Origin of the sequence: Rhodococcus sp. JVH1, assembly GCF_000280725.2 — a bacterium.
Taxonomy (GTDB): Bacteria; Actinomycetota; Actinomycetes; order Mycobacteriales; family Mycobacteriaceae; genus Rhodococcus_F; species Rhodococcus_F jostii_A.
Genome location: NZ_CP166289.1, coordinates 1,765,239 through 1,791,927, shown reverse-complemented (window position 1 = coordinate 1,791,927; position 26,689 = coordinate 1,765,239). Strand labels below are relative to the sequence as shown.

23 protein-coding genes and 1 pseudogene are annotated in these 26,689 nt (G+C 68.0%); 10 read left to right on the top strand and 14 right to left on the bottom strand.

Features of this window, described 5'->3' with window-relative positions; translation table 11 throughout:
- Positions 1-31 precede the first annotated feature (31 nt).
- Together purN and purH are read left to right on the top strand one after the other, a co-directional pair.
- On the top strand, positions 32-697 hold the full coding sequence (purN, locus tag JVH1_RS08435; protein ID WP_009478840.1) for a phosphoribosylglycinamide formyltransferase: 666 nt from the start codon (positions 32-34) through the stop codon (positions 695-697).
- Complete coding sequence (purH, locus tag JVH1_RS08430; RefSeq protein WP_009478841.1) at positions 690-2,246, top strand: bifunctional phosphoribosylaminoimidazolecarboxamide formyltransferase/IMP cyclohydrolase; 1,557 nt, start codon at positions 690-692, stop codon at positions 2,244-2,246. Before purN ends, purH begins: the two co-directional genes overlap by 8 nt.
- A gap of 55 nt (positions 2,247-2,301) precedes the next feature.
- Here the strand turns inward: purH and JVH1_RS08425 are convergent, their stop codons facing one another.
- Entirely contained in the window at positions 2,302-2,535 is a 234-nt protein-coding gene (locus tag JVH1_RS08425) for a hypothetical protein (RefSeq protein WP_009478842.1), read from the bottom strand.
- A 402-nt stretch (positions 2,536-2,937) separates the two neighbouring features.
- Between JVH1_RS08425 and JVH1_RS08420 the strand changes: the two genes are divergently transcribed.
- Both JVH1_RS08420 and JVH1_RS08415 read left to right on the top strand, forming a co-directional pair.
- Positions 2,938-3,804, top strand: a complete 867-nt coding sequence (locus JVH1_RS08420) for an endonuclease domain-containing protein (RefSeq protein WP_043781745.1) — start codon at positions 2,938-2,940, stop codon at positions 3,802-3,804.
- Between the two features lie 204 nt (positions 3,805-4,008).
- Positions 4,009-5,103 (top strand): N-acetylmuramoyl-L-alanine amidase, encoded by a 1,095-nt coding sequence (locus tag JVH1_RS08415; RefSeq protein ID WP_009478845.1) that lies wholly within the window; start codon positions 4,009-4,011, stop codon positions 5,101-5,103.
- On the opposite strand, the gene JVH1_RS08410 is transcribed toward JVH1_RS08415, so the two are convergent.
- Together JVH1_RS08410 and JVH1_RS08405 are read right to left on the bottom strand one after the other, a co-directional pair.
- Positions 5,104-6,069, bottom strand: coding sequence for a serine aminopeptidase domain-containing protein (locus tag JVH1_RS08410; protein ID WP_009478846.1), 966 nt, complete (start codon positions 6,067-6,069; stop codon positions 5,104-5,106).
- A gap of 15 nt (positions 6,070-6,084) precedes the next feature.
- Positions 6,085-6,390: pseudogene (locus JVH1_RS08405) on the bottom strand (DUF4126 domain-containing protein); the annotation flags it as partial.
- A gap of 162 nt (positions 6,391-6,552) precedes the next feature.
- Between JVH1_RS08405 and JVH1_RS08400 the strand changes: the two are divergent.
- On the top strand, positions 6,553-6,864 hold the full coding sequence (locus JVH1_RS08400) for a hypothetical protein (RefSeq protein WP_009478848.1): 312 nt from the start codon (positions 6,553-6,555) through the stop codon (positions 6,862-6,864).
- Positions 6,865-6,872: 8 nt separating this feature from the next.
- Here the strand turns inward: JVH1_RS08400 and JVH1_RS08395 are convergent, their stop codons facing one another.
- Complete coding sequence (locus JVH1_RS08395) at positions 6,873-7,517, bottom strand: winged helix-turn-helix transcriptional regulator (RefSeq protein WP_009478849.1); 645 nt, start codon at positions 7,515-7,517, stop codon at positions 6,873-6,875.
- A gap of 137 nt (positions 7,518-7,654) precedes the next feature.
- Here JVH1_RS08395 and JVH1_RS08390 point away from each other — a divergent pair, with 137 nt between their 5' ends.
- The 4 genes from JVH1_RS08390 (at position 7,655) to JVH1_RS08375 (ending at position 11,669) form a co-directional block, all read left to right on the top strand.
- A complete protein-coding gene (locus JVH1_RS08390; protein WP_009478850.1) occupies positions 7,655-8,068 on the top strand; it encodes a VOC family protein in 414 nt (137 codons plus the stop codon).
- Positions 8,065-8,247: a hypothetical protein gene (locus JVH1_RS08385; RefSeq protein WP_009478851.1), complete on the top strand. Its 183-nt coding sequence runs from the start codon at positions 8,065-8,067 to the stop codon at positions 8,245-8,247. Before JVH1_RS08390 ends, JVH1_RS08385 begins: the two co-directional genes overlap by 4 nt.
- A 63-nt stretch (positions 8,248-8,310) precedes the next feature.
- Entirely contained in the window at positions 8,311-9,696 is a 1,386-nt protein-coding gene (locus JVH1_RS08380; protein ID WP_009478852.1) for a sigma 54-interacting transcriptional regulator, read from the top strand.
- Complete coding sequence (locus tag JVH1_RS08375; protein WP_009478853.1) at positions 9,696-11,669, top strand: VWA domain-containing protein; 1,974 nt, start codon at positions 9,696-9,698, stop codon at positions 11,667-11,669. Before JVH1_RS08380 ends, JVH1_RS08375 begins: the two co-directional genes overlap by 1 nt.
- Positions 11,670-11,719: 50 nt before the next feature.
- On the opposite strand, the gene JVH1_RS08370 is transcribed toward JVH1_RS08375, so the two are convergent.
- Together JVH1_RS08370 and JVH1_RS08365 are read right to left on the bottom strand one after the other, a co-directional pair.
- Positions 11,720-12,742 (bottom strand): agmatine/peptidylarginine deiminase, encoded by a 1,023-nt coding sequence (locus JVH1_RS08370; RefSeq protein WP_009478854.1) that lies wholly within the window; start codon positions 12,740-12,742, stop codon positions 11,720-11,722.
- Positions 12,742-13,722 (bottom strand): nitrilase-related carbon-nitrogen hydrolase, encoded by a 981-nt coding sequence (locus tag JVH1_RS08365; RefSeq protein ID WP_009478855.1) that lies wholly within the window; start codon positions 13,720-13,722, stop codon positions 12,742-12,744. Before JVH1_RS08365 ends, JVH1_RS08370 begins: the two co-directional genes overlap by 1 nt.
- A gap of 162 nt (positions 13,723-13,884) precedes the next feature.
- On the opposite strand from JVH1_RS08365, the gene JVH1_RS08360 reads away from it, so the two are divergent.
- Complete coding sequence (locus JVH1_RS08360) at positions 13,885-14,496, top strand: TetR/AcrR family transcriptional regulator (RefSeq protein WP_005238594.1); 612 nt, start codon at positions 13,885-13,887, stop codon at positions 14,494-14,496.
- Here the strand turns inward: JVH1_RS08360 and JVH1_RS08355 are convergent.
- The 8 genes from JVH1_RS08355 to JVH1_RS08320 all read right to left on the bottom strand — a co-directional run bounded on the left by JVH1_RS08355 (position 14,456) and on the right by JVH1_RS08320 (position 26,639).
- A complete protein-coding gene (locus tag JVH1_RS08355; protein WP_011597750.1) occupies positions 14,456-16,036 on the bottom strand; it encodes an APC family permease in 1,581 nt (526 codons plus the stop codon). The two genes, JVH1_RS08360 and JVH1_RS08355, sit on opposite strands and share 41 nt — an antisense overlap.
- A 55-nt stretch (positions 16,037-16,091) precedes the next feature.
- Positions 16,092-16,982, bottom strand: a complete 891-nt coding sequence (locus JVH1_RS08350) for a universal stress protein (RefSeq protein WP_009478857.1) — start codon at positions 16,980-16,982, stop codon at positions 16,092-16,094.
- 34 nt (positions 16,983-17,016) lie between these two features.
- Positions 17,017-18,471 (bottom strand): NAD-dependent succinate-semialdehyde dehydrogenase, encoded by a 1,455-nt coding sequence (locus tag JVH1_RS08345; RefSeq protein ID WP_009478858.1) that lies wholly within the window; start codon positions 18,469-18,471, stop codon positions 17,017-17,019.
- On the bottom strand, positions 18,464-20,425 hold the full coding sequence (locus JVH1_RS08340; RefSeq protein ID WP_009478859.1) for a primary-amine oxidase: 1,962 nt from the start codon (positions 20,423-20,425) through the stop codon (positions 18,464-18,466). Before JVH1_RS08340 ends, JVH1_RS08345 begins: the two co-directional genes overlap by 8 nt.
- An 81-nt stretch (positions 20,426-20,506) precedes the next feature.
- On the bottom strand, positions 20,507-21,847 hold the full coding sequence (gene gabT, locus JVH1_RS08335; RefSeq protein WP_005238605.1) for a 4-aminobutyrate--2-oxoglutarate transaminase: 1,341 nt from the start codon (positions 21,845-21,847) through the stop codon (positions 20,507-20,509).
- Between the two features lie 51 nt (positions 21,848-21,898).
- Positions 21,899-23,329, bottom strand: coding sequence for a gamma-aminobutyraldehyde dehydrogenase (locus JVH1_RS08330; protein WP_009478860.1), 1,431 nt, complete (start codon positions 23,327-23,329; stop codon positions 21,899-21,901).
- 200 nt (positions 23,330-23,529) lie between these two features.
- On the bottom strand, positions 23,530-25,209 hold the full coding sequence (locus JVH1_RS08325; RefSeq protein ID WP_009478861.1) for an amidohydrolase: 1,680 nt from the start codon (positions 25,207-25,209) through the stop codon (positions 23,530-23,532).
- On the bottom strand, positions 25,209-26,639 hold the full coding sequence (locus tag JVH1_RS08320; RefSeq protein ID WP_009478862.1) for an APC family permease: 1,431 nt from the start codon (positions 26,637-26,639) through the stop codon (positions 25,209-25,211). Before JVH1_RS08320 ends, JVH1_RS08325 begins: the two co-directional genes overlap by 1 nt.
- Between the last annotated feature and the right edge of the window lie 50 nt (positions 26,640-26,689).

Genomic DNA, 26,689 nt, shown 5'->3' with positions numbered 1-26,689 from the left:
CGCCCGTCTTTCGATTCACCCGGCCTTTCGATTGTTCAGGAGTAGAGCGCTGACTTCCTCGCGTGACCACCTGGAGCCCACGACCGGTTCGCCGGCGCGGATCGTCGTACTCGCCTCCGGTGCGGGAACCCTCCTGAGGTCGCTGATCGAAGCAACACACACGGACGGGTATCCCGCCGAGATCGTCGCCGTCGGCGTCGACCGCGACTGTGACGCGACCACCCACGCGAACGCGGCGGGCATTCCCCACTTCCGGGTGAGCCTGCGCGACCACGCCGACCGTGCCGCCTGGGACGTCGCGCTGACCGAGGCCGTCGCCTCGCACCAGCCGTCGCTCGTCGTGTCGGCGGGGTTCATGAAGATCCTCGGCCCCGCCTTCCTGGATCGCTTCGGCGGTCGCATCATCAACACGCATCCCGCGTTGCTGCCCGCATTCCCCGGCGCGCACGCGGTCCCGGATGCGCTGGCCTACGGCGTGAAGGTGTCGGGATCGACCGTCCACCTCGTGGACGCGGGTGTCGACACCGGCCCGATCCTGGCGCAGGAACCCGTGCCCGTGCTCGACGGCGACGACGAGTCGACCCTGCACGAGCGCATCAAGACTGTGGAGCGACGGTTGTTGGCGGACGTCATCGCCGCTGTCGCCACCCGTGGAGTTGTTTCCGATGGACGAAAGGCCGTGATCCCCAGTGAGTGAACGCAAGGCAGTACGCCGAGCGCTCGTCAGCGTCTACGACAAGACCGGTCTGGTCGAACTGGCTACGGGCCTGCACAAGGCAGGCGTCGAGCTGGTGTCGACAGGGTCGACCGCAGCGAAGATCGCCGACGCCGGCATCCCGGTCACCCCCGTCGAGGCGCTGACGGGCTTCCCCGAATGCCTCGAGGGCCGGGTCAAGACGCTGCATCCGCGGGTGCACGCCGGCATCCTCGCCGACACCCGGAAGCCGGAGCACCTTGCGCAGCTCGAGGAACTCGGCATCGAGGCGTTCCAGCTGGTGGTCGTGAACCTGTATCCGTTCACGCAGACCGTCGCATCGGATGCGACCCCCGACGAGTGCGTCGAGCAGATCGACATCGGCGGGCCGTCCATGGTGCGCGCCGCCGCGAAGAACCACCCGTCGGTCGCGGTCGTGGTGGATCCCGCCCGCTACGAAGACGTGCTCACCGCGGTCGCCGACGGCGGTTTCACGCTGCCCGAGCGCACCGCGCTCGCCGCGCAGGCGTTCCAGCACACCGCGTCGTACGACGTCGCGGTCGCCAGCTGGATGACGTCCACGCTGGTTGAACCGGGTGACTCGCAGTTCCCCGAATGGGCAGGCGCCACCTGGGACCGCTCGGCCGTCCTGCGGTACGGCGAGAACCCGCACCAGGCTGCCGCCCTCTACGTGAACCCCGCCGCCCCGGCCGGTCTGGCCCAGGCGGAGCAGTTGCACGGCAAGGAAATGTCGTACAACAACTACACCGACGGTGACGCCGCCTGGCGTGCGGCCTTCGACTTCAGCGAACCGGCTGTCGCGATCATCAAGCACGCGAACCCGTGTGGCATCGCGGTCGGAGCCGACATCGCCGAGGCGCACCGCAAGGCGCACGCCTGCGACCCGGTCAGCGCGTACGGCGGAGTCATCGCCGCGAACCGCGAGATCACCGTCGAGATGGCCGAGCAGGTCGCCGAGATCTTCACCGAGGTGATCATCGCCCCGTCCTACGCGGACGGTGCGCTCGGAGTCTTGCAGCGCAAGAAGAACATTCGCGTCCTCCTTGCCCAGGCACCCACCGCGACGGGAATCGAACTGCGTCCCGTGTCCGGGGGAGCGCTCCTCCAGGAGCGCGACGTGCTCGACGCCGAGGGCGACGACCCCGCCAACTGGACGCTGGCCGTCGGCGACGCCGCCGACGAACAGACCCTCAAGGATCTCGAGTTCGCGTGGCGCGCGTGCCGTTCGGTGAAATCCAACGCGATCCTGCTCGCCTCCGACGGTGCGTCGGTCGGCGTCGGCATGGGCCAAGTCAACCGCGTCGACTCCGCGCACCTTGCGGTGCAGCGGGCCGGTGACCGGGTGGTCGGGTCGGTGGGCGCGTCGGACGCGTTCTTCCCGTTCCCCGATGGACTGCAGGTGCTCGCGAACGCAGGCGTCAAGGCAGTCGTGCAGCCGGGTGGTTCCGTCCGCGACAACGAGGTGATCGACGCGGCCAAGGAAGCCGGCATCACCATGTACCTGACGGGTGCGCGGCACTTCGCGCACTAGCATTCGGCAGCTCTCGAACGGGTCTCGGCGTCATGCCGGGGCCCGTTCTGCGTCGTCAGGCGGCTGCGGCCCCGTGGGCTCGGCCCGTGCCCTGGAGTTCGCGAGGCGAACCGGTGATGACCACGCGGGCGGCGCCGCGGCTGCGGACCTCGCTGATCAGCACACCCAGGCCGGCCTCGTGGGCGGCATCGCAGTGCGACAGGTCGAGGGTAACGGCGTAACCGGTGAGGTCGTCCGGCAGATCGAGATACGGGGGAGAAGTGGACAGTTGGTTGATGCGAAGTTTCATGGGGTGCTCCTGAAAGTGAAAGGTAAAAGAAAAGGCACCCGAGGGGTTTGCCCTGGGTGCCCGAGAATGACTTGGTTGAGTCTCAACATTCTCGGGGTGCGCCGAACTTGGTGATGTGCTTGTCGGCGAAGCAGCGACGCCATGCGGGTACGGATGCGAAGAGCGCGTGAAGCTGCATCATGGCCGTACCTTTCTGCGTGTCGTTGCTGGTTGGTAGATGACCGTACATCACCGGTTGAGGGTTTGCACTTCCAATATCCGGCCGCTGCGCAGAAATGCAGGGTTGTACTCGATGTTTACCTACAGTTCTGCGCAGTGACGCTTCTGTGGATCGCGACATGCGTTATCCACAGACCCGGAATTCGCGACTCTTGTCGAGTGCCGGACTGTCAGGGTTCGACGATGGGGGAATTCCAGCAACCGTTCCGGGGATCGGAAGCGCTGCGAGACGGGCAGCTCACGCGGCACGGTCTACGCACCTACCGGCGCCTGCACCGGGACGTGTACGTGCACAGAAGTGCCGAGGTGACAGCACTCTCCCGCGCACGTGCCGCGTGGCTGTGGGCCAACGGTGAGGCGGTACTCGCAGGCTTCTCCGCGGCCGCCGTACACGGAACCCGGTGGATCGGCGGGGGTGAGTCGGCTACGCTCATCCGGCGAGGCAGCCGGCGATCCGTCGACGGCATCGAAGTGCGTGCGGATGCCCTCCTGCCGGACGAAGTGTGTCACGTGGGCGATATGCTCGTCACCACTCCGGCGCGGACAGCCTTCGGCCTGGGCCGATGGCTGCCCGCCGACCGCGCCGTCGAGGTACTCGACACCCTCTGCCACGACACCGGACTGCGCCCGGCGGAAATTTCTTCGGTGGCAGGACGGCATCGGGGCGAACGTGGACTCGCGTCGCTGCGTGACGTCGTGTTGCTCGTGGATCCCGGTGCCGAGTCCCCACCGGAGACGCGCACTCGCCTCGTCCTGATCCGTGGCGGGCTGCCCGCACCGGAGACTCGGATACCGATCGAGGATCGCCGCGGCCGCGTCTTCGTCCGTGCGGACCTGGGCTGGAGGAGGTGGAAGGTGCTCGTCGAGTACGACGGCGAACAACACTGGTCGGACGAACGTCAGCGCACGTGGGACATCGAGCGGATGGAACGGCTCGCCGAGCTCGGGTGGGTGGTGGTGCGGGTGAACGCGGAGCAGTTGCGTCGGCGGCCGCAGGTGATCGTCGCGCGAGTGCGGGACCGATTGCGGCAGGCAGGCGCCCCGGTGTGAGTGCGCAGAACCGCAGGCCTCCTCTCGGCGTTTGCCTGCGGAACTGCGCGTTGGGCCCCACACTTTGGTCACAGGTTGCTTTCGATCCGGCCTCGAGCTGCCCGCACGCACGGTGCAGCTGATTCACTCGGGGCTGATGTGACTCGAGTGGCACCTGTGGAAGGAGAGTGGCGCCCGGACTGCGACGGTGCGCCCATCCCCGTTATGAACCGATTTGCGATCAAGGCCGGCCTCGGCGCCTGCGTCCTGGGTGCGTCCGTGCTCATCCCTGCTCACGTTTCGGCGGAACCCGCGGCGACGGCGACCGGCACCGAACTGTCCGGGATGACGGTGTTCCTCGACCCCGGACATCAGGGTTCCAGCGAGGGCCACGACCTCGCGCAGCAGGTGAACGACGGCCGGGGCAACACCAAGGACTGCCAGACGAGCGGCATGACGTCGCTCGGCGGGGTGCCCGAGCACACCATCAACTGGAACGTCTCCCAGCTGGTGAAGAGCAGCCTCGAGAGTCTCGGCGCGAAGGTCGTCCTGAGTCGGCAGGACGACACCGGCTGGGGCGGATGCGTCGACGAAAGAGCGCGTGCGGCAAGCGAATCGAATGCCGATCTCGCGGTGAGCATTCACGCGGACTCGACGGCGCAGGGCGAGGACGCGAGCAAACACGGATTCCACATGATCATCCCGTCGCTGCCCATCCCCGACGAGAAAGCGGACGCGGCGCAGTCCGGCGGCGGCCTCGAGGCGTCGAAGATGATGCGCGACGCCTACAAATCCGACGGCTTCGTTCCCGCCAACTACGCCGGCGTGAACGACGGCCTCCAGACCCGCGCCGATGTGGCCGGACCGGCGCTCACTCAGATTCCGCTGGTGTTCGTCGAGATGGGCAACGGGTCCAACAAGGAGGACTCCGCCCAGCTGGAGAGCACCGACGGCCAGTTGAAGCACGCGATCACCATCACGACGGGCATCGTCACCTACCTGCTGACGGGGTCGGAGGCGGCGCCTGCGGAGGAGCTGGCGGCGGCACCGGCGGCCACCACGACGACGCCCGAGGCGAGCGAGGACAGCGCGTCGTCGACCACCACCACGACCCCGAAGGCGACCACCCCGAAGGCGGCACCGAAGTCGACGGCACCCGATTCGGCGCAGTTCTCCGAGTTGATGGAGATGCTGGCGCCGCTGCTCGAGGTCGAGGGCCTCGACGGGCTTCAAGACCTCGTCAACGACAAGAACCTGGGGCTCGTTTCCGATCTGGCGAGCACGCTGATGGCCGTGATCACCGGGGCGGGCGGGAACTGATCACAGCGCGGCGATCCACCTGCTGAACGGTTCGGTGAATTCCGCCGAGTAGGGGAGCGGTTCCACGTAATCCGGTCCGGTGGACGGACGGTCGCCGACGTCCTTGAGGACGTGATTGGCGTTCGTCATCCGCACCGGTGTCAGCGCGGTGTGCGCGAGGGCGGCGTTCAGGCCGTCGACGTCCGCCAGCTGCACCTGAATGTCCTTGGCGGAGCAGCTCGTGAGGACGGGGAAGCCGGCGGGCAGCCTGCCGGCCAGCGCGCGGGGGTCGAGCGCGTCCTCCTCCGCGAGCGCTTTCGCGTTGGCGTGCACCAGCCCGGCGTTCTGCAGGGGTTCCGGAAGGTCGTCGGGGATCGTCCCCGACGTGCGCAGGGATTCGACGGTGTCCGCGAGGGCGAGCCGGAGTTCGTCGGCCAGTTCCACCGGCAGCTGGCCGGTGCCGACGACGGCGTCGAGCTGTCCGTGGATCTGCGTGGTGAGCAGATCGAGGAGCCGGACACTCAGCGGTTCGAGCAGTCCGACGGCGCGCACGCGCGACTCGTCTTCCGCGGTGGCGAGAGCGAGGGCGACGAGCCCGCCGTCGCTGTGACCGATGACGATCAGCCTGGACGGGTCGACCCCGGGTTGGGCGGCCAGGAAGTCGAGGCCCGCGGACGCGGCGTCGACGAAGGTGGTGAATCCGAGACCCCCGACCTCTTCCACCTCGTAGGGGCCGAGGGCGGTCTCGCCGCTGCCGATCTTGTCGTAGCGCAGGCTGGGGATGCCGTGCTGTTCGAGCACGTCGGCGAGGTGGCGGAGCGTTCCGATGTCACCGGGGAGCAGGGCGCTGTCGCCGTTGCGATCGGTGGGACCGCTGCCGGCGAGCAGCAGTGCGGCAGGCGCCGACCCGTTCGCGTGGTCGGGGGTGCGGAGGCTGCCGTAGTACGTGACGGCACCGCTGTCGAACGTGATCTCGGTGTCAGGCATGGGGACTGTCTACCAGTTCACGTCGCGCGCAGTCGCCGCACCCGTTGCACCCCCCGCCACGGGGCCGGTGACGTTGCCGATCACGGACAGCACGTTGTCGACGAACGGGATGAGATCGGCGGTCAGTTCCAACAATGTCGCGATCGACAGCGCCACCAGCGCCCCGGTCGAACCGAGCCACCGCATCGACTCGTTCAGGGTCACCCCGAGCACCTCGAAGTGCACCGCGGCGCTGAGCATCAGCAACGGCAGGAACGTGCGCAGTCCCGACGCGGCGGCGAGGCCGAGACCGAGCAGTCCGGGCAGAACCCAGGTCTCCATGCACGGAGTGTAGGGGCCCGGCGACCACGGCAGGCGGGCATCGCGGCCGAGATCTCAGAGAAGCATCACAGAACTCACACAATCGGCGATTAGCGTCTGCATCACTAGTTGTTCCAACGGATTACGTCCGAGACAGCCCCGACTCCAGGAAGGTGCCGCACCATGAACGTCGTACAGCTGACCGCCGGTGATGTCGTCGCCGCCATGTTCTCCCTCGACTTCGTCGACGGCGGATTCCGCCGGGAGGCGCTCGAGCGGATTCACCGGGGAGCGATCGACGAGTGGGTGATGGCGCTCACCGGGTCGGGTCTGTTCTCGAACCGCGCGGTCGCGGACGTCGTCCGGGCATGGCGCGAGGATCCGCGAGTACTGCTCGATTCCCTTCTGGTGGAGGCTGATCCGGTGACGTTCGACCGCTACCGCTCCGCCTGGTACGAGTTGGACGCCGTGGCAGCGTACGGTGCCGCCGCGTAGGCGGGCACTCAGGGAATGCTGAAGATGTCGGCGAACGTGGCGAGCAGCGCCGGGTCGCCGGTGACGGACACGCTGCCGAGGGCGATGGCGTCCTCCGGGGTGATCTCGCGCGCCATCAGTGCCTTCACCGCAGGCCCGGTCTCGATCACGAGGTCGGGCCGGTCGGCCGCGCCCTCCACGACCTCGAGTTCGCCTCGGTCGATGCGGGCCGACAGCACGATCGGCCCGAGTCGCAGTTCATAGGTGAGGCTGACGTCCCGCGCGATGTCGGGGTGGAACGTCGACCGCAGGGCCATCACCATCGAGTCGACGGTCACGGCATCGTCGGGGTCGGGTTCGCCGAGAGTGCGCGCACCCCACCGGCCCAGCGACTTCACGGCGTCCTCCAGAGCGTTGCCGTAGTCGGTGAGTTCGTAGACCACGGCGTTCGACGGCCGGGGCAGCGCGCGGCGCGCGATCACGTCGGCGTCCTCGAGTTCCTTCAGACGGGCCGACAGGATGTTCGACGGGATGCCGGGCAAACCATGCTTGAGATCCGTGTATCGCCGCGGTCCGACGAGGAGATCTCGGACGATGAGCAGTGCCCAGCGTTGTCCCACGATGTCCAGGGCGTGTGCGAGTCCGCAGTACTGCCCGTAAGCGTGCCGTGCCATGGTTTCAACTATAGACCAAAGTTGCCTATTTATATCAGCAGGTTTCTTTTTACAACATTGGTACGTGATCTGCTCTACAAAGGTCGCATGGCTCGTCACTTGAATCGGCTCCACCTCACCGACGGAAAGAGAATTCGATGTCGACCATGATCTTCGTGAACCTCCCCGTGAAGGATCTCGGCAAGTCGACGGCCTTCTACGAGGCGCTCGGCTATAAGAAGAACCCGCAGTTCTCGGACGAGAACGCGTCGTCGATCGTCGTCAGCGAGCAGATCCACGTCATGCTGCTGACGGAGAAGTTCTTCTCCACCTTCACCAAGAAGGCCGTCGCCGACGCCACCACGACCACCGAATCCATCATCTGCATCTCCGCGGACAGTCGTGAGGCCGTCGACGCGCTGGCCGACAAGGCGCTCGCGTCGGGCGGATCCTTCTCCAACGACCCGATGGACGAGGGGTTCATGTACGGCCGCAGCTTCCAGGACCCGGACGGTCACCTCTGGGAGATCATGTGGATGGATGCCGCTGCGGCACAGGGGCAGGAATCGTGAGCACCGCGACCACACCCGTCACGGCGGAGTCGGGAACCGCGCGCACCAACTGGCGCGTCGAGAAGCCGTTGTTCAGCACTGTGCTGTTCGCGGTGTACGTCGGAATCGCGGTCTGGGCGGGTCTGTACCTGCGCGATCGCACGGTCCGCGAACTGCTCCCGCTGCGCCGTGAGGGCTGACCCGGGCGGGTCGGCGCGAGTTAACCGCGTGCCGATTCGCGCGAACCCTCGTAGCGTGGAGTGGTGACGTCATCGGAACACAGACCTTCCACCGTCGGCGAGCTCCGCGAGTCGGGCCACGTTCAACGCACCGTCAAGGAGGAGATCCGCGAGAATCTGCTCGCGGCCCTACGCGACGGTCGTGATCCGTGGCCCGGCATCGTCGGTTTCGAGGAGACGGTGGAACCACAGCTCGAACGGGCTCTCATCGCGGGTCACGACGTGGTGTTGCTCGGCGAACGTGGTCAGGGCAAGACCCGCCTCCTCCGCACCCTCAATCTGCTCCTCGACGAATGGACCCCGGTGATCGCCGGTTCCGAACTCGGGGAGCATCCCTATGAGCCCATCACCCCGGCGTCGATCCGCCGGGCGCAGGAACTGGGCGACACCCTCCCCGTCGCGTGGCGGCACCGCAGCGAGCGGTATTCGGAGAAACTCGCGACCCCCGACACGTCGGTGGCGGACCTCGTCGGCGACGTGGATCCGGTCAAGGTCGCGGAGGGCCGGAGTCTCGGCGACCCGGAAACCATTCACTTCGGGCTCGTTCCCCGCGCCCACCGGGGCATCGTCGCCATCAACGAACTGCCCGACCTCGCCGAACGCATCCAGGTGTCGCTGCTCAACGTCATGGAGGAACGCGACATCCAGGTCCGCGGGTACACCCTCCGGCTCCCGCTGGACGTCCTGATGGTGGCCAGCGCGAACCCGGAGGACTACACGAACCGCGGTCGCATCATCACCCCGTTGAAGGACCGGTTCGGTGCCGAGATCCGCACCCACTACCCGACCCGGCTCGACGACGAGGTCGCGGTCATCCTGCAGGAAGCGCATCTCACCGCGGAGGTGCCCGAGTACCTCCTCGAGATCCTGGCCCGATTCACCCGTCTGCTCCGAGAGTCGACGTCGGTCGATCAGCGGTCGGGTGTGTCCGCCCGCTTCGCGGTGGCAGGCGCCGAAACCGTCAGCGCCGCTGCGGTGCATCGCGGCGCCGTGCTCGGTGAGGCCGACCCGGTCGCGCGGCCTGTCGACCTCGAGACCGTCGTCGACGTGCTGCGGGGCAAGGTGGAATTCGAATCCGGTGAGGAGGGGCGCGAGATCGAGGTCCTGGAGCACCTGCTCCGGCGGGCGACGGCCGACACGGTCCGCACCCGGCTCGGCGGCATCGACCTGGCGGAACTCGTGGACGCGGTCGAGCAGGGCGACCCGGTGGTGACCGGTGAGCGGATCACGGCGAAGGCGCTGCTGAACGAGCTGCCCGAACTCGAGGTCCTCGACGAGCTGGCAGAGCGTCTGGGCGCGGAGTCCGACGGCGAGAGGGCCGCGGCCGCCGAGTTCGCCCTCGAAGGGCTGTACCTGGCGCGGCGGATCTCGAAGAACCCGGACATCAACGGGCAGACGGTGTATTCGTAATGACCCGCAAGGCGGAGCGCGGACCGCACAACGCGCGGTACGGGCCGTACGAGGGTGGTGATCCGCTGGCACCGCCGGTGGACCTGCGCGAGGCCCTGGCCGCGATCGGCGACGACGTGTTCGCGGGCACGTCGCCGCGGCAGGCGCTGCGCGAGATGCTCCGGCGCGGCAACCGGGACATGCGCGGCCTGGACGAGCTTGCGGCCGAGGCCAATCGGCGTCGCCGTGAGCTGCTGAAGCGGAACAACCTGAACGGCACACTCGAAGAGGTCCGGGAACTCCTCGACCGCGCGGTGCTCGAGGAACGCAAGACACTGGCCCGCGCGCTCGACGACGACGCCCGCTTCTCCGAGATGCGCCTCGAGGAACTGTCGCCGTCCACCGCGCAGGCCGTGCAGGAACTCGCCGACTACGACTGGCGCAGTTCGGAGGCCCGCGAGGACTACGAGAAGATCCGGGACCTCCTGGGCCGAGAGGTGCTGGACCAGCGGTTCGCCGGCATGAAACAGGCCCTCGAGGGTGCCACGGAAGAAGACCGCGAACGCATCCGCGAGATGCTCACCGATCTCAACGACCTGCTGGACAAGCACTCCCGCGGTGAGGACACGCAGGAACAGTTCGACGAGTTCATGGACAAGCACGGGGAATACTTCCCCGAGGACCCGCAGAACGTCGAGGAACTGCTCGACTCACTGGCGCAGCGGGCGGCGGCGGCGCAGCGCCTGCGGAACTCCCTGTCGCAGGAGCAGCGCGACGAACTTGATGCACTGGCGCAGCAGGCGTTCGGCGATCCGTCGCTGATCGGACAGCTGGACCGGCTGGACCAGCATCTGCAGGCCGCGCGCCCGGGTGAGGACTGGCAGGGCGCGCAGCGGTTCCGCGGCGACGACGGCATGGGCCTGGGCGAGGGCACCGGGGCGTTGCAGGACATCGCGGAACTCGAGTCGCTCGCCGAGCAACTGTCGCAGCAGTATGCGGGCGCACAACTCGACGACATCGATGCGGACTCTCTGGCGCGGCAACTCGGCGACGAGGCGGCGGCCGATGCGCAGACCCTCGCCGAACTCGAGAAGGCCCTGCGCGATCAGGGCTTCTTCGACCGCGGGGCGGACGGCCAGTGGCGCCTGTCGCCCAAGGCGATGCGGCAACTCGGTCAGACGGCTCTGCGGGACGTGGCGCAGCAGCTGTCTTCGCGTGGCGGGCAACGGGAGACGCGCCGCGCCGGGGCGATGGGGGAGCCGACCGGAGCGTCCCGAGAATGGGCGTTCGGCGACACCGAGCCGTGGGACGTCACGCGCACGATCACCAACGCCGTGCTGCGGGCGGCGTCCGATCCGGTCGAGCGCGGTCGCGTCCCCGTCCGGTTGTCCGTGTCGGACGTGGAGGTGATGGAGACCGAGCAGCGGTCGCAGGCGGCGGTCGCGCTGCTGGTCGACACGTCGTTCTCGATGGTGATGGAGGGCCGGTGGGTGCCGATGAAACGCACCGCCCTCGCCCTGAACCACTTGGTGAGCACCCGGTTCCGCAGCGACGAACTGCAGCTCATCTCGTTCGGCAGGCACGCGCAGGTGCTGACGCCGTCGGAGCTGGCCGGCCTGGACGGCGCGTGGGACCAGGGCACCAATCTGCATCACGCGCTGCTGCTGGCGGCCCGCCATCTGCGCCGGCACCCCAACGCCCAGCCGGTGGTCCTGATCGTCACCGACGGTGAGCCGACGGCCCACCTCGAGCCGGACGGCTTCGCGTACTTCGACTACCCGCCGAGCGCCCGGACCCTCGGTCTGACGGTCCGGGAACTCGACACCCTCGCCCGCCTCGGCGCTCACGTCACGTTCTTCCGGCTCGGTGAGGATCCCGGTCTCGCGCGGGTGGTGGACCGGATGGCCGAGCGGGTCGGCGGACGCGTCGTGGCGCCCGGGCTGGACGGTCTGGGCGCGGCCGTCGTCAGCGACTACATGCGTCGCCGCCGCTAGCCCGTGAGTACTTGTTAACCGCCCGCGGTTAAGAAGTACTCACGGGCGCGTCAGCGCACGGCGGGCTGATGCTGGGTGATGCAGTGAATTCCGCCGCCGCGCGCGAAGAGCGGGCGGGCGTCGACCGACACGACCGTGCGTCCGGGGTAGGCGGCCGACAGGATCGCGACCGCTTCCTCGTCCGCGGGATCGTCGAAGCTGCACGCGATGACGCCGCCGTTGACGACGAAATGGTTGATGTAGCTGTAGTCGACGAAACCCTCCTCGTCGCGCAGGACCGTCGGCGCGGGGACGGTGATGATCTCCCACGACTCACCGCGGGCGTCGGTGGTCTGCTTCAGCAGGTCGATGACGGCCTTGCTGACCTCGAAGTCGGGGTGTTCGGGGTTGCGCTGGTCGTGCACCAGGACGACGCCCGGTGACGGGATGGCGGCGACGATGTCGACATGTCCGCGCGTGCCGTACGTGTCCTGGTCCCGCGTCAGTCCGCGCGGTAGCCAGATGACCTTCGTGGCACCGATCGTCCGGGCGAGCTCGGCCTCGATGTCGGCTTTCGACAGTTCGGGGTTGCGGCCGGGGTCGAGTTGCACGGTCTCGGTCACGAGCACGGTGCCGAGGCCGTCGACCTGGATGCCGCCGCCCTCGTTGACGATGGGAGAGTCGACGAGTTCGGCCCCCGACCGCTCGACCACCAGTGCGCCGATCTTCGAGTCCTTGTCCCACTGGGCCCAGTCCTGGCCGCCCCAGCCGTTGAAGATCCAGTCGACGCCGCCGAGGCGTCCGTCCTCGGACAGCACGAATGTGGGTCCGATGTCGCGCATCCAGGCGTCGTTCAGCGGCGCCTCGACGATGTCGATGTCGGCGGGCAGGTATTCCTTGGCTGCGGACACCTGTCCGGGGTCGACGACGACGGTGACGGGCTCGAACCGGGCGACGGCGTGCGCCACCTCGGCCCACGTGGTGCGGGCCTCGTGGTGTTCCTCGGGGGTGTCGCCCAGGGCGTAGCCCTCACTGGGGTAGGCCATCCAGGTGCGTTCGTGCAGTTCGCCTTCCGCGGGCATGCGCCAGGTCATCAGGCCCTCCCGAACGGGGAGGCGTGATCGACCGGCTCGGTGAGGACGCCGTACGTGTCGGGGCGCCGGGTGGCCAGGAACGGGAACAGGGCCAGCCAGTCTTCGCGCTGCTGCAGGTCGAGGTCGGCGACGAGGACTGCGGATTCGTCGCGGGGGGCCTGCGCGAGGATCCGGCCGTAGGGGTCGGAGATGAACGACGAGCCGTAGAACGTGATGAGGCCTTCGCTGCCGTGGCGGTTGGGCACCACCATGAAGGTGCCGTTCGCGATGCCGTTGCCGACGATCACCTGCTGCCACAGCGGCTGGGTGTCGAACTGCGGGTGGTCGGGCTCGGAGCCGATCGCGGTGGGGTACACCAGGATCTCGGCACCGCCGAGCGAGTACGCGCGGGCGACCTCGGGGAACCACTCGTCCCAGCACGTCGGCAGTCCGAGCTTCACCCCGCCGAGTGCCTCGGCGGTGTGGACGGGGTACGGATCGGTTGCGGGACCGCCGCGGAAGTAGGTGTCCTCGTAGTAGCCGGCGGTGACGGGAATGTGCAGCTTGCGGGTGCGCGCGAGCAGTTCACCGGAGGGGGCGACGAGGATGGCCGTGTTGAACCCGAGACCGTCCTCGTACTGCACGCCGTCCTCGGAGTCGTTCCGCTCGTACAGCGACGCGTGGACGAGGACGCCGTGTTCCGCGGCGGCCTTGGCGGCGAACGTGAACGTGGGGCCGGTGAGGAGGTCCTCGGCGGTACGTCCCGGGTTGTCGCCACCCGGCGTCGACGCGGGGTAGCGGCTCAGTGTGAGTTCGGGGAGGAACACCACGCGCGCGCCGAGTTTCGCTGCCGCGGCGATGCCCTCGTCGAGTTCGGCCCGCAGGTCCTCGTCGTTGTCGTGCCAGCGGTGCTGGACGAGGCCGACGCGGAGCGGGGTGCGTCCCGTCTCGCGCGTCCTCGACAGGGACTCAGGAGGGGTGAGGGCGGTAATCGTCAACATTGTGTTTCCTCGGATGTTCGGTTCGGCGAGCGCCTAAAACGAATTGGATTCGTTAAGTATGGTGGGTGAATGCTCGGCGATCAAGGGGTGGGGCGTGACGATTTCGATTCCTTCGGTATCCACCCTGGTCGCCGGTGACACACACCGACCAGGAGGGCACCCATGCCACGGCCATCACAGCGACTGCTGTCGCCGGAGATCATCACCGAAGCTGCCATGCGCATGGTGGACCTCACCGGTGATTTCACGATGCCGGGTCTCGCCGAACGGCTGAAGGTGCGGCCCTCCTCGCTGTACAACCACGTGTCCGGGAGGGCGGAGATCATCGAATTGATGCGTGCCCGCATGATGGCGGGCATCGTGGTGGCGGACCCCGACGGCAAGTGGAGCGAGACGGTGGCCGGCCTGGCGCGCGAGTATCGGCGCAACTACGCCGAGCATCCTCGGCTGATTCCTCTGTTCACCGCGCACACAGTGCAGTCCGGTGTGGCTTTCGGGCTGTACAACGCGCTGGCGCAGGCATTCTCGGACGGTGGCTTCACGCCCGAGGAGATTCTGCACGCCATCACGACGGTCGACAGCTTCGTGCTGGGGTCGGCGCTGGACCTCGCCGCCCCCGAAGTGGTCTGGGCGACCGCTCCGGAGGCGAACGAGGCCATGCTGGCCGCCCTCGCCACGTCCGGGCCGAACCCCGGACGGGCGGATGCAGCATTCGAGTTCGGGCTGCGGACGCTTATCGCGGGCTTGGTGGCGCAGGCTCCGATCGAGCCGTGAGATCGCCCTCGTCCCGCAACGCGGACGTGTCGCGGTTGAGGGTCTCGCCCCGGAAGAAGGCGGGACTGCGGAAGCGCATGATCATCATCAGCACGGCGCCGAGCAGGAGGATGCCGAAGCCGAGGAAGAAGACGAGGCCGATGCCGCCGATGGACGCACCGCTGGCGTTCTCCGGGTCCATGCTCTCCTGGATCGAGATCACGAACACCGCGAGCAGCATGAGGCCGCCGAGCAGCGGGAACGCGAACCGGAAGACGATATTGCGGAAACTCGTGAACAGGCTGTCCCGGAAATACCAGACACACGCGAATGCCGTGATGCCGTAGTACCAGCAGATCATGATGCCCAGCGCGGCGATCGTGTCGAGCAGCGTGCGCTCGGACAGGAACGTGACGACGGTGTAGAAGACCGCGGTCACCACACCGGCGACGACTGTCGCGTAGGACGGCACCAGGAATCGCGGCGACACCTCGGCGAGCTTCTTGGGGAACGCGCCGTAGGCGCCCATCGCCAGCATCGTGCGTGCTGCAGGCAGGAACGTGGTCTGCAGGCTCGCGACCGAGGAGACGAATACCGCGAGGAACAGCAGCATGCCGCCCCAGTTGCCGAGAACCGGGTCGGCGAGGGCGCCGAAGACGTTCTCGGAGTTGTCCGGGTTGCCGAGACCGAGGCCGTCCTCGCCGACGCCGGCGTACATCATCGCGGCGACCGACACGAGCAGGTAGGTCAGCAGAATCGTCGCGACGCACAGCAGTCCGGCGCGACCGGGGGTCTTCTTCGGGTTCTTCGACTCCTCGCCCAGCGTCAGGCAGGTGTCCCAGCCCCAGAACGCGAAGATCGAACCCGTGAGGCCGATCACGAACGCGCCGAGGGCCAGTCCGGTGAACGGGTTGAACCAGCTCAGGTCGAACGAGAGCCCGGCGGGGGCGTCCCCGTTGCCGACGTGGACCAGTGCCACCACCGCGAACGCGATGAGCAGCACCATCTGGAAGCCGACGAGTGCGACCTGCAGGCGCTCGCTGGTGGTGATGCCGCGACTGGCGATCCACGTGGCGAGCGCGATGAAGAGCAGGGTGGTGCCCACATTCACGAATTTGTTGCCGGGGAGGTCGGCGATGCTCGGGGCGTCGAACAGTTTCGCGATGAACAGATAGAAGAACTGGACCGCGATCGCCGCGAGGTTCGAGAGCACGATGATCGTGGCGATTACCATGCCCCAGCCGCACATCCAGCCGACGTACGGTCCGAACGCCTTGGTCGACCACGTGAACGACGCACCGCAGTCGGGGGATTCGGAGTTGAGCTCACGGTAGGCGTACGCCGTGAGGAACATGGGAATGAAGCCGGCGATGAAGATGGCGGGCATCTTCAACCCGACCGCCGCGACGATCAGTCCGATGCTGGCCGTCAGCGTGTAACCCGGTGCCACGGAGGAGATCCCGAGGATCGCCCCGGAGAAGGTTCCGACCGCGCCGGTGGCCAGCCCCTTGGCACTCACGGCGCCGTCGGCCGACGCCGGTGCGCCTTCGCTGTTCGTCATGTCTGAACCTCCGGTCGGGAACGAGCGTGGATCCGGGGCGGGTGTCGCGGACGGTTTACTCACTGTTGGGGAACTCCTGCTTGGGGACGACCACCATGGGCACCGGCAGGACGCGGAGCATCTTGGCCGCGGTGGATCCCAGGAACAGTCGATGAGGTTGGGCGAGCCGGCTGGAGCCGACCATGACGAGGTCGCCGTCCTGCCAGTCGAGTGTGCGGACCGCCGATTCCACGGAGGAGCCGTCGGCGATCGTGACGGACACGGGAAAGTCTTCGGGAAGAGCCGATTTCGCCACTTCGAGGGTGCTCTGCGCGTGGGCGACGGCCCGGTCGCGGATGTCGTCGGGGGTGTCCCGGTGATCGCGGAGGTCGTTCTGCGGGTCGAGTGCGACGAGGGAGACCAGGCGGAGTGGGGTCTTCATCCGCTCGCACGTCCGCACCGCGGTGCGCAACAGCACGTCGGCCCCGGTCCGGGTCCCGAGAGCGCAGGTGACCTCGCGGATCTTCTTTGCGGAGGAGTGCCGCGCCCCTCGGGGTGCGAGGGCCAGCGGAACGTGCGCCGAGTGCAGCAGTTCCGTCGACACGGAGCCGACGGAGTGCCGCCCCAGCAGGCCGTCGCCGGCGGCGCCGACGACGATCGCCTGCGCCCCCAGCCGGGACACCTCGTCGATGAGACCCTGCGCGAACGATTCGTGGAAGCTCAGGTGGACTTCCACGTCGATGTCGCTCGGCACCGACGACTTCGCCTCGTCCAGCCAGCGCTGGGCGCGGGAGGCGAGAATGTCGTCGTAGCCGGTTTCTGCCGGAACTCTCGCCGGGACCGTGCGGTCCGGCGGGAGCACCATGCAGATGTCGAGCTGTGCGCCGAGACTGCGGGCGAGCTGCGCCCCGAGGGCCAGACCGTCCTCCCCGCTGGGGGTGGCGAGATATCCAACGACCAAACGCATGGTGACGGTTCCGATCTGTCTCGGGGCGGGTGGTTTACGCGAAGCCGACGTACTTGGTCTCGAGGTACTCCTCGATGCCTTCGGTGCCGCCTTCGCTGCCGAGGCCGGACTGCTTGACTCCACCGAACGGCGCGGCGACGTCGGAGATCACTCCGCGGTTGACGCCGACCATGCCGCTCTCGAGCTTGTCGGCGACGCGGAACGCACGGTCGACGTTCTGCGTGTAGATGTACGCGGCGAGACCGTATTCGGTGTCGTTGGCGGCGGCGACGCCCTCGGCCTCGGTGTCGAAACCGGTGATCGCGGCGACGGGTCCGAAGATCTCCTCGCGGACGATGCGCGCGTTCGCGGGCACCTCGTCGAGGACGGTGGGCTCGAAGAAGTAACCGGGACCGTCGACGGACTTGCCGCCGGTGCGGATCCGGGCGCCCGCGGCGACGGCGTCGTCGACGAGGGACGCCACGTTGCGGCGCTGCTTCTCGTTGACGAGGGGGCCGACGTTGGTTCCTTCTTCGCTGCCCGGTCCGACGGTGAGCGCGGCGATCCGGTCGGTGAGCTTGGTGGTGAACTCCTCGCGCACCGAGTTGGCCACGATCAGTCGGTTGGCGGCGGTGCAGGCCTCGCCGCCGTTGCGCATCTTCGCGGCCATCGCGCCCTCGACCGCGGCGTCGATGTCGGCGTCGTCGAACACCACGAACGGGGCGTTGCCGCCGAGTTCCATCGACGTGCGCAGCACCTGCTGTGCGGACTGCTCGATGAGGATCTTGCCGACCCGGGTGGATCCGGTGAACGTCACCTTCCGCAGCCGCGGGTCCGCGAGCAGCGGTTCGGTGACGGCGGCGGCGTTCGACGCGGGCAGCACAGACAGCACACCGGCGGGCAGGCCTGCCTCGGCGAAGATCTCGGCGAGCAGCAGCATGGTGAGCGGGGTGTCCTCGGCGGGCTTGACGATGATCGTGCAGCCTGCGGCGAGCGCGGGGCCGATCTTGCGGGTGCCCATCGCGAGGGGGAAGTTCCACGGCGTGACGGCCAGGGTGGGTCCGACCGGAACCTTGGTGACCATGATCCGTCCGCTGCCCGACGGGGACGTGGTGTAGCGGCCCTGGATGCGGACGGCTTCCTCGCTGAACCAGCGCAGGAACTCGGCGCCGTAGTTCACCTCGCCGCGGCTCTCCGGCAGTGCCTTGCCCATCTCCATCGTCATCAGCAGCGCGAGGTCGTCGGTGCGCTCGATGACCTTCTCCCACGCCGAACGCAGGATGATCGACCGCTGCCGCGGCGCGGTCGCCGCCCATTCCTCCTGGACCGCCGCGGCGGAGTCCAGTGCGCGCATCGCATCCTTGCCACCGGCATCCGCGACGTCGGCGATGAGAGTGCCCGTGGCCGGGTCGTAGACCGGGAACGTGCCGCCGTCGATCGGGTCGGTCTGGGCGCCGTCGATCCACAGACCGGTGGGCAGGGTGGCGCGGAGCCGTTCGAAATCAGTCATCGGAGTCCTCGTGGTGGGAATGGTGGTGATCGCACGCCTCCGGGGTGGGGGCGACGTCGAGGGCGGGGTTGCGGTCGAAGAATCCGACCGGCTTCAGCCAGAAGGACACGGTGTCCGCAGGCATGATCGGCCAATCCTCCGGCCGGGGAATGTGGTGGATACCGAACGTGTACCAGAGCACCACGTCGGTGTTCTCGATCGGGCGGTTCGCCTCGGTCCAGGCGGGAAGTCCGTGATCGACCTTGCTCTGGTTCACGAATTCCCCGGCAGGCCAGCGTTCGTCGGGTGAATTGGGTGTCACCCAGACGGTGTGGCCGATCGCACCGGTGCGCTGGAAGATCGGCGACGCCGGGTCGAACATCGACGGTATCGCGCCGCCGGGAACGAGCTTGTAGGCGGGGGCGGTGCCGAGCCCGGTGGTCACGTTGTCGTTGACCACCTTCCACGCCCGCTGGCTCTGCCAGTCGAAGTCCTGGCGGCCTTCGTGTTCGGTGCGCAGCGGGGTGTTCTTCTGGCGCAGCGCGAGACCGAGAGGGTTGTCCGGGCCCATCGGCACCACCTCGGTCTCGGTCGCGTACACCGTGTTCTCGGTGCCATCGACGTCGAGATCGAGGCGGGCGACCAGGAAGTGCTGGTGGAACGGCGCGTACGTGCGGTTGTCGACGAGCGTCCCGCTGGGGTGCTCCCCGCCTTCGGGGAAATGGCTGACCACCATGATCCCGGTGGCGCGGACCTCGCACTCGATGTTGCCGTCCTGGTAGAACCGCCAGTAGACGAGATATTCGTAGTTCGCGACCGTCACGTGCGTCGACACCGTCAGCCGCCGCATACGGCGCACCTCGGCGCCCGCGTCGTGGTCGACGTGCTTCCAGAGGACGGCGTTGTCCTCCTCGTGGATACAGATCGCGTTCTCGATCGTGAACGGCACACCGTGGCTGTCGTGGAGGACGGCGTCGAGGTACCGGATCTCACCGAGGCAGTCGCAGCCCAGGGTCAGCGACGTGGTCATGAACCCGATGCCCCACTCGCCGATGTCGAAGGCGGTGCGGCGGTAGTGATCGGTGCTGGTGTCGCGATACGGCACCGCCATCTCCGCGAACGACATCCGGTTCGCGATCGAGCGCACCCGGCCGTTGTCGTTGTACGTCACTGCGTGCAGGGTCATGCCCTCGCGGTAGTTGAACCCCACCCGCAGCGACCAGTTCTGCCACTCGAGCTTGTTGCCCTCGAGCGTGAACGACGGTCCCTCCGGCTGGACGATGTCCAATGGTGTCAACGGCGGCCGGGTGCTCGCGTCGCGGATCCGTTCCGGGATGTGCCGGGGCACGTACTCGCCCATGACCTCGGGACGTTCGACGCTGAACGTGTCCTCGATCTCGAGCAGTTCCATCTTGTTGACATCGATCACGCAGTGGAAACCGTTGACCGGGCCCGCATACGGGTTGGCGCCCTCGGCCGCCCGCACCCAGGTGTCCGACCAGCCGAGCCGGCGTCCCTTGTACTTCTCCGGGGTCACCGCGTCGCCGTACGTCCACACGTCCATGAACACCAGGCTCATGTCCGTGATCCCGCGCTTCGCGAGTGCCGCGATCACGTCCGGGTGCCCGCGGAGGAAGGCGTCCGCCTCTTCCCATTCGTCCACCGTGAAATTGGCCTGGACGTCCGGGATGTGCTCCCAGGAGACCACGTTGTCTCCCGTGAGCGAGACGAGCGCTTTGTAGGTGTCTCCGCTGCTGCGGTCGAAGCACACGACGACGGCCCGGCGGTCCGGGACGGTGCCCGACGTGTCGAACGCCGACACCTCGGCCTTGGCCGGCTCGGCCAGTTCGATCGACGCGAACCGCCAGCCGTCCCCGACCCCGTGTTCCCGGGCGAGGACGGCCGCGGCCTTCGCGAATTCGTCCGCCCCCAACGGGTCCAGAGGATGGAACGTGCCGGTGGTCGTCCGGGTCATGGTGTCTCCTCTGGTCGTGGGGTGGGCCTTTCGTGCTCGTGCGCCTTTTCGGTAGCGGTGACTACCGACAAGGCGCACGGGTCAGACGAGCGAGCGCACGATCTGCTCGATGACGGTCAGGGCGTCGTCGAGCAGGTCGTCGCTGATCACCAGCGGCGGAAGCAGTCGGATGACGTTTCCGTAGGTACCGCACGTCAGCAGAATGACACCTTGTTCGAGCGCATGTGCGGCAATCGCCTTCGTCAGTTCGGCGTCCGGCTCGTCGGTGCCGGGCTTGACGAACTCCATCGCGAGCATCGCGCCGCGTCCGCGCACGTCACCGATGACACCGACGTCGGCGGCCAGGGCCTTCAGCCGCGGCAGGGCCAGGTCGCCGATGTGCTGTGCGCGAGCGGGCAGGTCGAACTTCCGCATGCTGTCGATCGCGGCGAGCGCGGCGGCACACGCGACGGGGTTGCCGCCGTACGTGCCACCCAGACCGCCGGGGTGCACCTTGTCGAGGAGTTCGGCGCGGCCCGTGATCGCGGACAGCGGCATGCCGCCCGCCATGCCCTTGGCCATCGTGATGATGTCCGGGACGATCTCCTCGTGCTCGCACGCGAACCAGGCGCCGGTGCGGGAGAACCCGGTCTGCACCTCGTCGGCGATGAACACGACGCCGTTGGCGCGGGCCCAGTTCACCAGGGTGGGGAGGAATCCCTCGGCGGGAACGATGAATCCGCCCTCGCCCTGGATCGGCTCGATGATGATCGCCGCGAGTGAATCGGCGCCGATCTGCTTCTCCATCTGGCTGATGGCGCGCTGGGCGGCCTGCTCGCCGGTCAGTCCGTCCTGGTCCCGGTAGGGGTAGGACATGGGGAGCCGGTACACCTCGGGAGCGAACGGACCGAAGTGAGCCTTGTAGGGCATCGACTTGGCGGTGAGGGCCATCGTCAGGTTCGTACGACCGTGGTAGGCGTGATCGAACGCGACGACGGCGTCGCGGCCGGTGGCGAGGCGAGCGACCTTGATCGCGTTCTCCACCGCCTCCGCGCCCGAGTTGAACAGGACGGTGCGCTTCTCGTGATCACCGGGGGTGAGGGCGGCGAGCTCCTCCGCCACGCGGACGTAGCCCTCGTACGGGGTGACCATGAAACAGGTGTGGGTGAAGTGCCCGACCTGCTCCCGGACCGCCTCGGCGACGGCCGGATCGGACGCGCCCACGCTGGTGACCGCGATGCCCGAGCCGAGGTCGATCAGGGAGTTGCCGTCGACGTCGACGACCACACCACCGTCGGCATCCGCCGCGTACACGGGGACGCTGGAGCCGACGCCCGCGGCCACGGTGGCGCGGCGGCGTGCGGTGAGGGCCGCCGACTTCGGGCCGGGGAGCTCGGTGACCAGGGCGCGCTTCTGCGGCAGCCGGTACTGGATGTCGTTCATGATGGTGCAGTCCTCAGGGTCGTGACGTGGATGGGTAGGGGGTGGGCGACGTCAGTCGTTGGAGCTCATGACGTGCTTGATGCGGGTGTAGTCCTCGACGCCGTAGCCGGAGAGGTCCTTGCCGTAGCCGGAGTACTTGAATCCGCCGTGCGGCATCTCGGCGACGAGCGGGATGTGGCAGTTGATCCACACGGCACCGAAATCGAGTGCGGCCGAGAGCCGTTGCGTGACACCGTGATCGTTGGTCCACACGCTCGACGCCAGACCGTACCGGACGTCGTTGGCGAGGGTGACGGCCTCCTTCTCGTCGGAGAAGCTCTGCACGGTGAGGATGGGACCGAACGTCTCCTCCTGCACGATGTCGTCGCGCTGGTCGACACCGGTGATCACGGTGGGTTCGAAGAAGAATCCCTGTTCTCCCGAACGCTTTCCGCCGGTGACGATCTTGGCCGAGGTGGGGAGCGCGGCGATCTTGGAACTGACCGCGTTGAAATGGTTGACGTTGTTGAGCGGGCCGTAGAACGTGTCCGGGTCGTCCGGCAGGCCGGGCTTGAGCGTCTCGGCCTTGCGGACGAGTGCGTCGACGAGCTGGTCGTGGATGGACTCGTGGACGAGGACGCGGGTGGCGGCGGTGCAGTCCTGCCCACCGTTGAAGAAGGCGGCCTCGGCGATGCCACTCGCCGTCTTCTCGATGTCGACGTCACCGAAGACGATGGCGGGGGCCTTGCCGCCCAGTTCGAGGTGCGCGCGCTTGAGCTGGCGTGCGGCGGAGACGGCGACGGCGATGCCCGCCCGAACGGATCCGGTGATCGACACCAGTCCGAGGGCCGGATTCTCCACGAGGGCGGCGCCGGTCTCACCGTTGCCGAGGACGACGTTGAAGACGCCGTCCGGCAGGATCCCCTTGGTCAGCCGAGCCAGGACGAGCGTGCTGTTCGGGGTGGTGTCGCTGGGCTTGAGCACGATCGTGTTGCCTGCCGCGAGCGCGGGGCCGATCTTCCACAGCGCCATCATGAACGGGTAGTTCCACGGGGTGACCTGACCGACGACACCGATCGGCTCGCGGCGCACGTACGACGTGAAGCCGTCCATGTACTCGCCGGCGGCCTTGCCTTCGAGCATCCGGGCCGCGCCCGCGAAGAAGCGGAGCTGGTCGGCGCCCACCTTGATCTCTTCGTCGGCGATGACCTGCTTGGGCTGCCCGGTGTTGCGGCATTCGGCCTCGACGAGTTCGTCGCTGTGCGCCTCGATCGCGTCGGCGAGCTTCAGCAACGCGGTCTGCCGGACGCTCGGAGTGGTCTTGCCCCACGAGACGAAGGCCCGCTCGGCCGCCTCGACGGCGGCATCCACGTCGGCCTTGGTGGAGACGGGCGCACGCCCGACGACGCTCTCGTCCACGGGGTTGATCAAGTCCAGCGTCTCTGTCGCGGATGAGGCGACGAACTCACCGTTGATGTAGTTCTCGAGTACGTCGATCGACATTCGTACCGGTTCCTCTCGTGGGGTCGAAACTCGTGGGTCGAAACTCGTGGGTCGGGACGGACCGTCGGTCGAACAGTCCGACCGGCGTCCGGAGTTGCAGAACATCTGAAAACAAGTGTGCGCTGCCTCACAAGCCGAGGGCAGCTGACAAAATGGTGAAAGACGCGCCCCCCGCCGCGCCGAGTTGTCCAATCCGAAAGTCACCCGTGCGAGCAGGTGTGCCCGGCCGCGCCGGAGCCGGCGAACGGCACGTCCGCACCGGCGCTCGCGGAGTCGGCGTCGGCGTCGTGCACGATCGCGCCGCCGACGAGGGTGAGGTCGGCCCGCTGGTCCAGCAGTTGCCCGGGTTCGAGCGCGTAGAGGTCCGCCGACCAGACGACCAGGTCGGCGCGGGCACCCGGACGGATCACTCCGAGCTCGTCCTCGGCGTGCCACGCCCAGGCGCCGCCCCGGGTGTACGCCCGCAACGCCGAATCCAGGTCCATCCGCTCGCGCGGAGTCCAGTCGGTGCGGCCGTCCAGGCCCGAGCGGGTCAGGGCCGAGTACAGGCCGACGAGCGGATCCATCTCCCCGACCTGCCAGTCGCTGGAGAACGCCAGCGCCGCCCCCGACTCGGCGAGCGAACGGAACCGCCACGCCCGGTCCCACCGGTCCTCACCGACGTTCTCCATCCACGTTCCCGCGACGAGGTCGGGAGAGCAGTGCCGCGGCTGCATCGCCGCGACCACGCCGAGCTTCCGGAACCGGGGAAGGTCCTCGGGGTGGAGGCATTCGACGTGGACGATGCCGTGCCGTCGGTCGGCCGTCCCGTTCACGCGGCCGGCGTGCTCGATCGAGTCGAGCGCCAGCCGGATACCCCAGTCGCCGGTCGCGTGGGTGTGCGTCTGGAAGCCGAGGCGGTCGAGTTCGGTGAGCATCGCGGTGAACTCGTGCGGCGGCAGGCTGGGCGCGCCGCGGTGCCCCGGCCGGTTCGCGTAGTCGGACAGCATGGCGGCGGTGTGCGGTTCGATCACGTCGTCGGCGTACAGCTTCACCGGCCCGAGCCGCAGCATGTCGTCGACGGGTGCGCTGTCGACGGCCTCCCGCAGGTCCCGGCGAAACTCGGCGTCGGCGCCGACGGGGTGGAACAGGGCGGTGATCACCCGCGAGTTCATCCGTCCCTCGGCGCGGGCCCGGTACATCAGATCGAGTTCGGCCAGCGGGACCTGTGGTTCGACGACGGTGGTGATGCCGCTCGCGGTCGCCATCTCCAAGCTGGACGTGATGCGGCGATAGCGGCGGTCGGGGGAGTACATCGGGATGTCGCGTTGGAGACCGGCCAGACCGGCCCGCGTCATCGCGCTGGTGTAGAAGTCCGTGACCCAGCCGGTGGGTACGCCGGTGTCGTCGAATTCCGGCCGCCCCCAGGGAATCTGGGTGCCGCGGTCGATTCCGAGGACACGCAGTGCGGCGTCGTTCAGCCACACCGAGTGCTGGTCGTAGGTGGTGATGAAGACCGGACGATCCGTGAGGCCGGCCAGGTCGGCGGCGTTCGGTCGCCGCCCGGTCACCACGGAGTAGACGGCGTTCTCGGCGCAGATCCAGTCGAGGTCGGGGCGGGCGGCCGCGTGCGTGCCGATCCGTCGCCGGACCTCGGTGAGGTCGTGTGCGCCTTCGAGGCTCACGGCGTCGGGATCGAATCCGAGGAGCAGGTGGTTGTGGCTGTCGATGATGCCGGGGGTGAGCAGCCTGCCTCGCAGGTCGATGGTGCGCCGGGCGGCGGGTGCGTCCTCGGTGGTTCCGACGTACCGGATCCGGCCGTCCGCGATGCCGACGGCCTCGGCCCGGCCGGTGGTGTCGAACGTGCGCACGACGCCGTTGGTCAGAAGTAGGTCGAGCATCAGCAGTTCTCCTCGGGTGCAGCGTTCAGCAACAGCAGGTGGGTGTGCTTGCGCGGTCGCAGGTACAGGGCGAAGTAGACGAAACCGGCGGCGACGAGTCCGAGGGAGATGCCCAGGCTGGGCCACTGCTCCGGGTCGAGCAGCGTGACGACGAAGACGAGGCCGAGTGCGGCGATGCAGATTCCCGGGGCCAGCGGCCACAACGGCATCCGGTAGCCGGTTCGGGTGGCTCCGCCGCGGCGGTGGTTGATCGCGGCCAGCGCGATGAACAGGTACGTGAACGTCAGGGTCGACCCGGTGGCGGTGAGCAGGACGTCCAGCGGGACGAAGCACGCGGCGAACGCGATGGTGCCCATCACGACGGTGGCGAGGACGGGGACGCGGCCCTTGATGCTGACGGTCTGCAGCGGCGCGGCGACGGTCTCGGGGAGAGCGCGGTCGCGAGCTGCGGCGTAGAGGAGCCTGCCCGCCTGCAGCGTGATCGCGATGATCGCGTTGATCACGGCGAGGGCGATCGAGAGCAGGACCACCATGGCGACGGCGTGACCGGCGCGTTCGGTGAGGAATGCCTCGACGGGAAGGCTGGAACCGAAGAGTTCGGTCTGCGAGCGGGCGCCCACCAGGATCGCGATGAGCGGGACGAGTTCGGTGGCGACGGTGATGACGGCGCTCCAGATCACTGCTTTCGCGATCGAGCGGGCGGCGTTCTTGGTCTCCTCGGCGAAGTACACGGCGCCGCCGTATCCGTTGTACGCGAAGACCCCCTGGGTGACGGCCAGCATCAGTCCGGAGATCGCCAGCGGCGCGAGGTTGCCGGTGCTCGGATCGAGGACCTCCGGGCTGAGAAGGCTGGTGAGTGGCCGTTCCATGTGGACGAAACCGAGGACGGTGAGCAGAGCCAGCGCCGCCATCTCGACGCCCAGGAAGACGCCGGTGAGCCATGCGTTCGTGCGGATGTCGAAACACGCGGTCACGGTGGTGATCGCGACCACGACGAGCGCGGTCTGCTGCGGGGACAGGCCGTGGATCGCGACGCCCAGGTAGTCGGCGACCCCCAGGGCGAAGACGGCGATGATCAGCGGCAGGGAGATGAGGCTGATGAAGAATGTGGCGACGCCGAAGGCCGGTCCGAGTGCCCGCGACACGAGCGAGTAGTCGCCGCCGGCAACGGGATACGCGGAGGCGAGTTCGGCGTAGCAGAAGGCGATGAGAATGCTCACGATGCCGGCGATGAGGAACGCCCAGAACACGCCGGTGCCGAACAGGGCGAGCGCCGAGCCGCCGAGGATGAAGACGCTCGACGCCGGGGAGATCGACGACAGGGTGATCAGGATGTTTCCGCCGACGCCGATGCTCCGGGAGAGCGAGGCCTCGTAGGTGCCGGGTGTGGCGGTGGGAGTGGCGGTGGGTGGCCGGGCGGTCTGGTCCATGAGCTGTCCGTTCGGGGAGGGGGAGGGCCGGAAATAGTTTTTTGACGGGT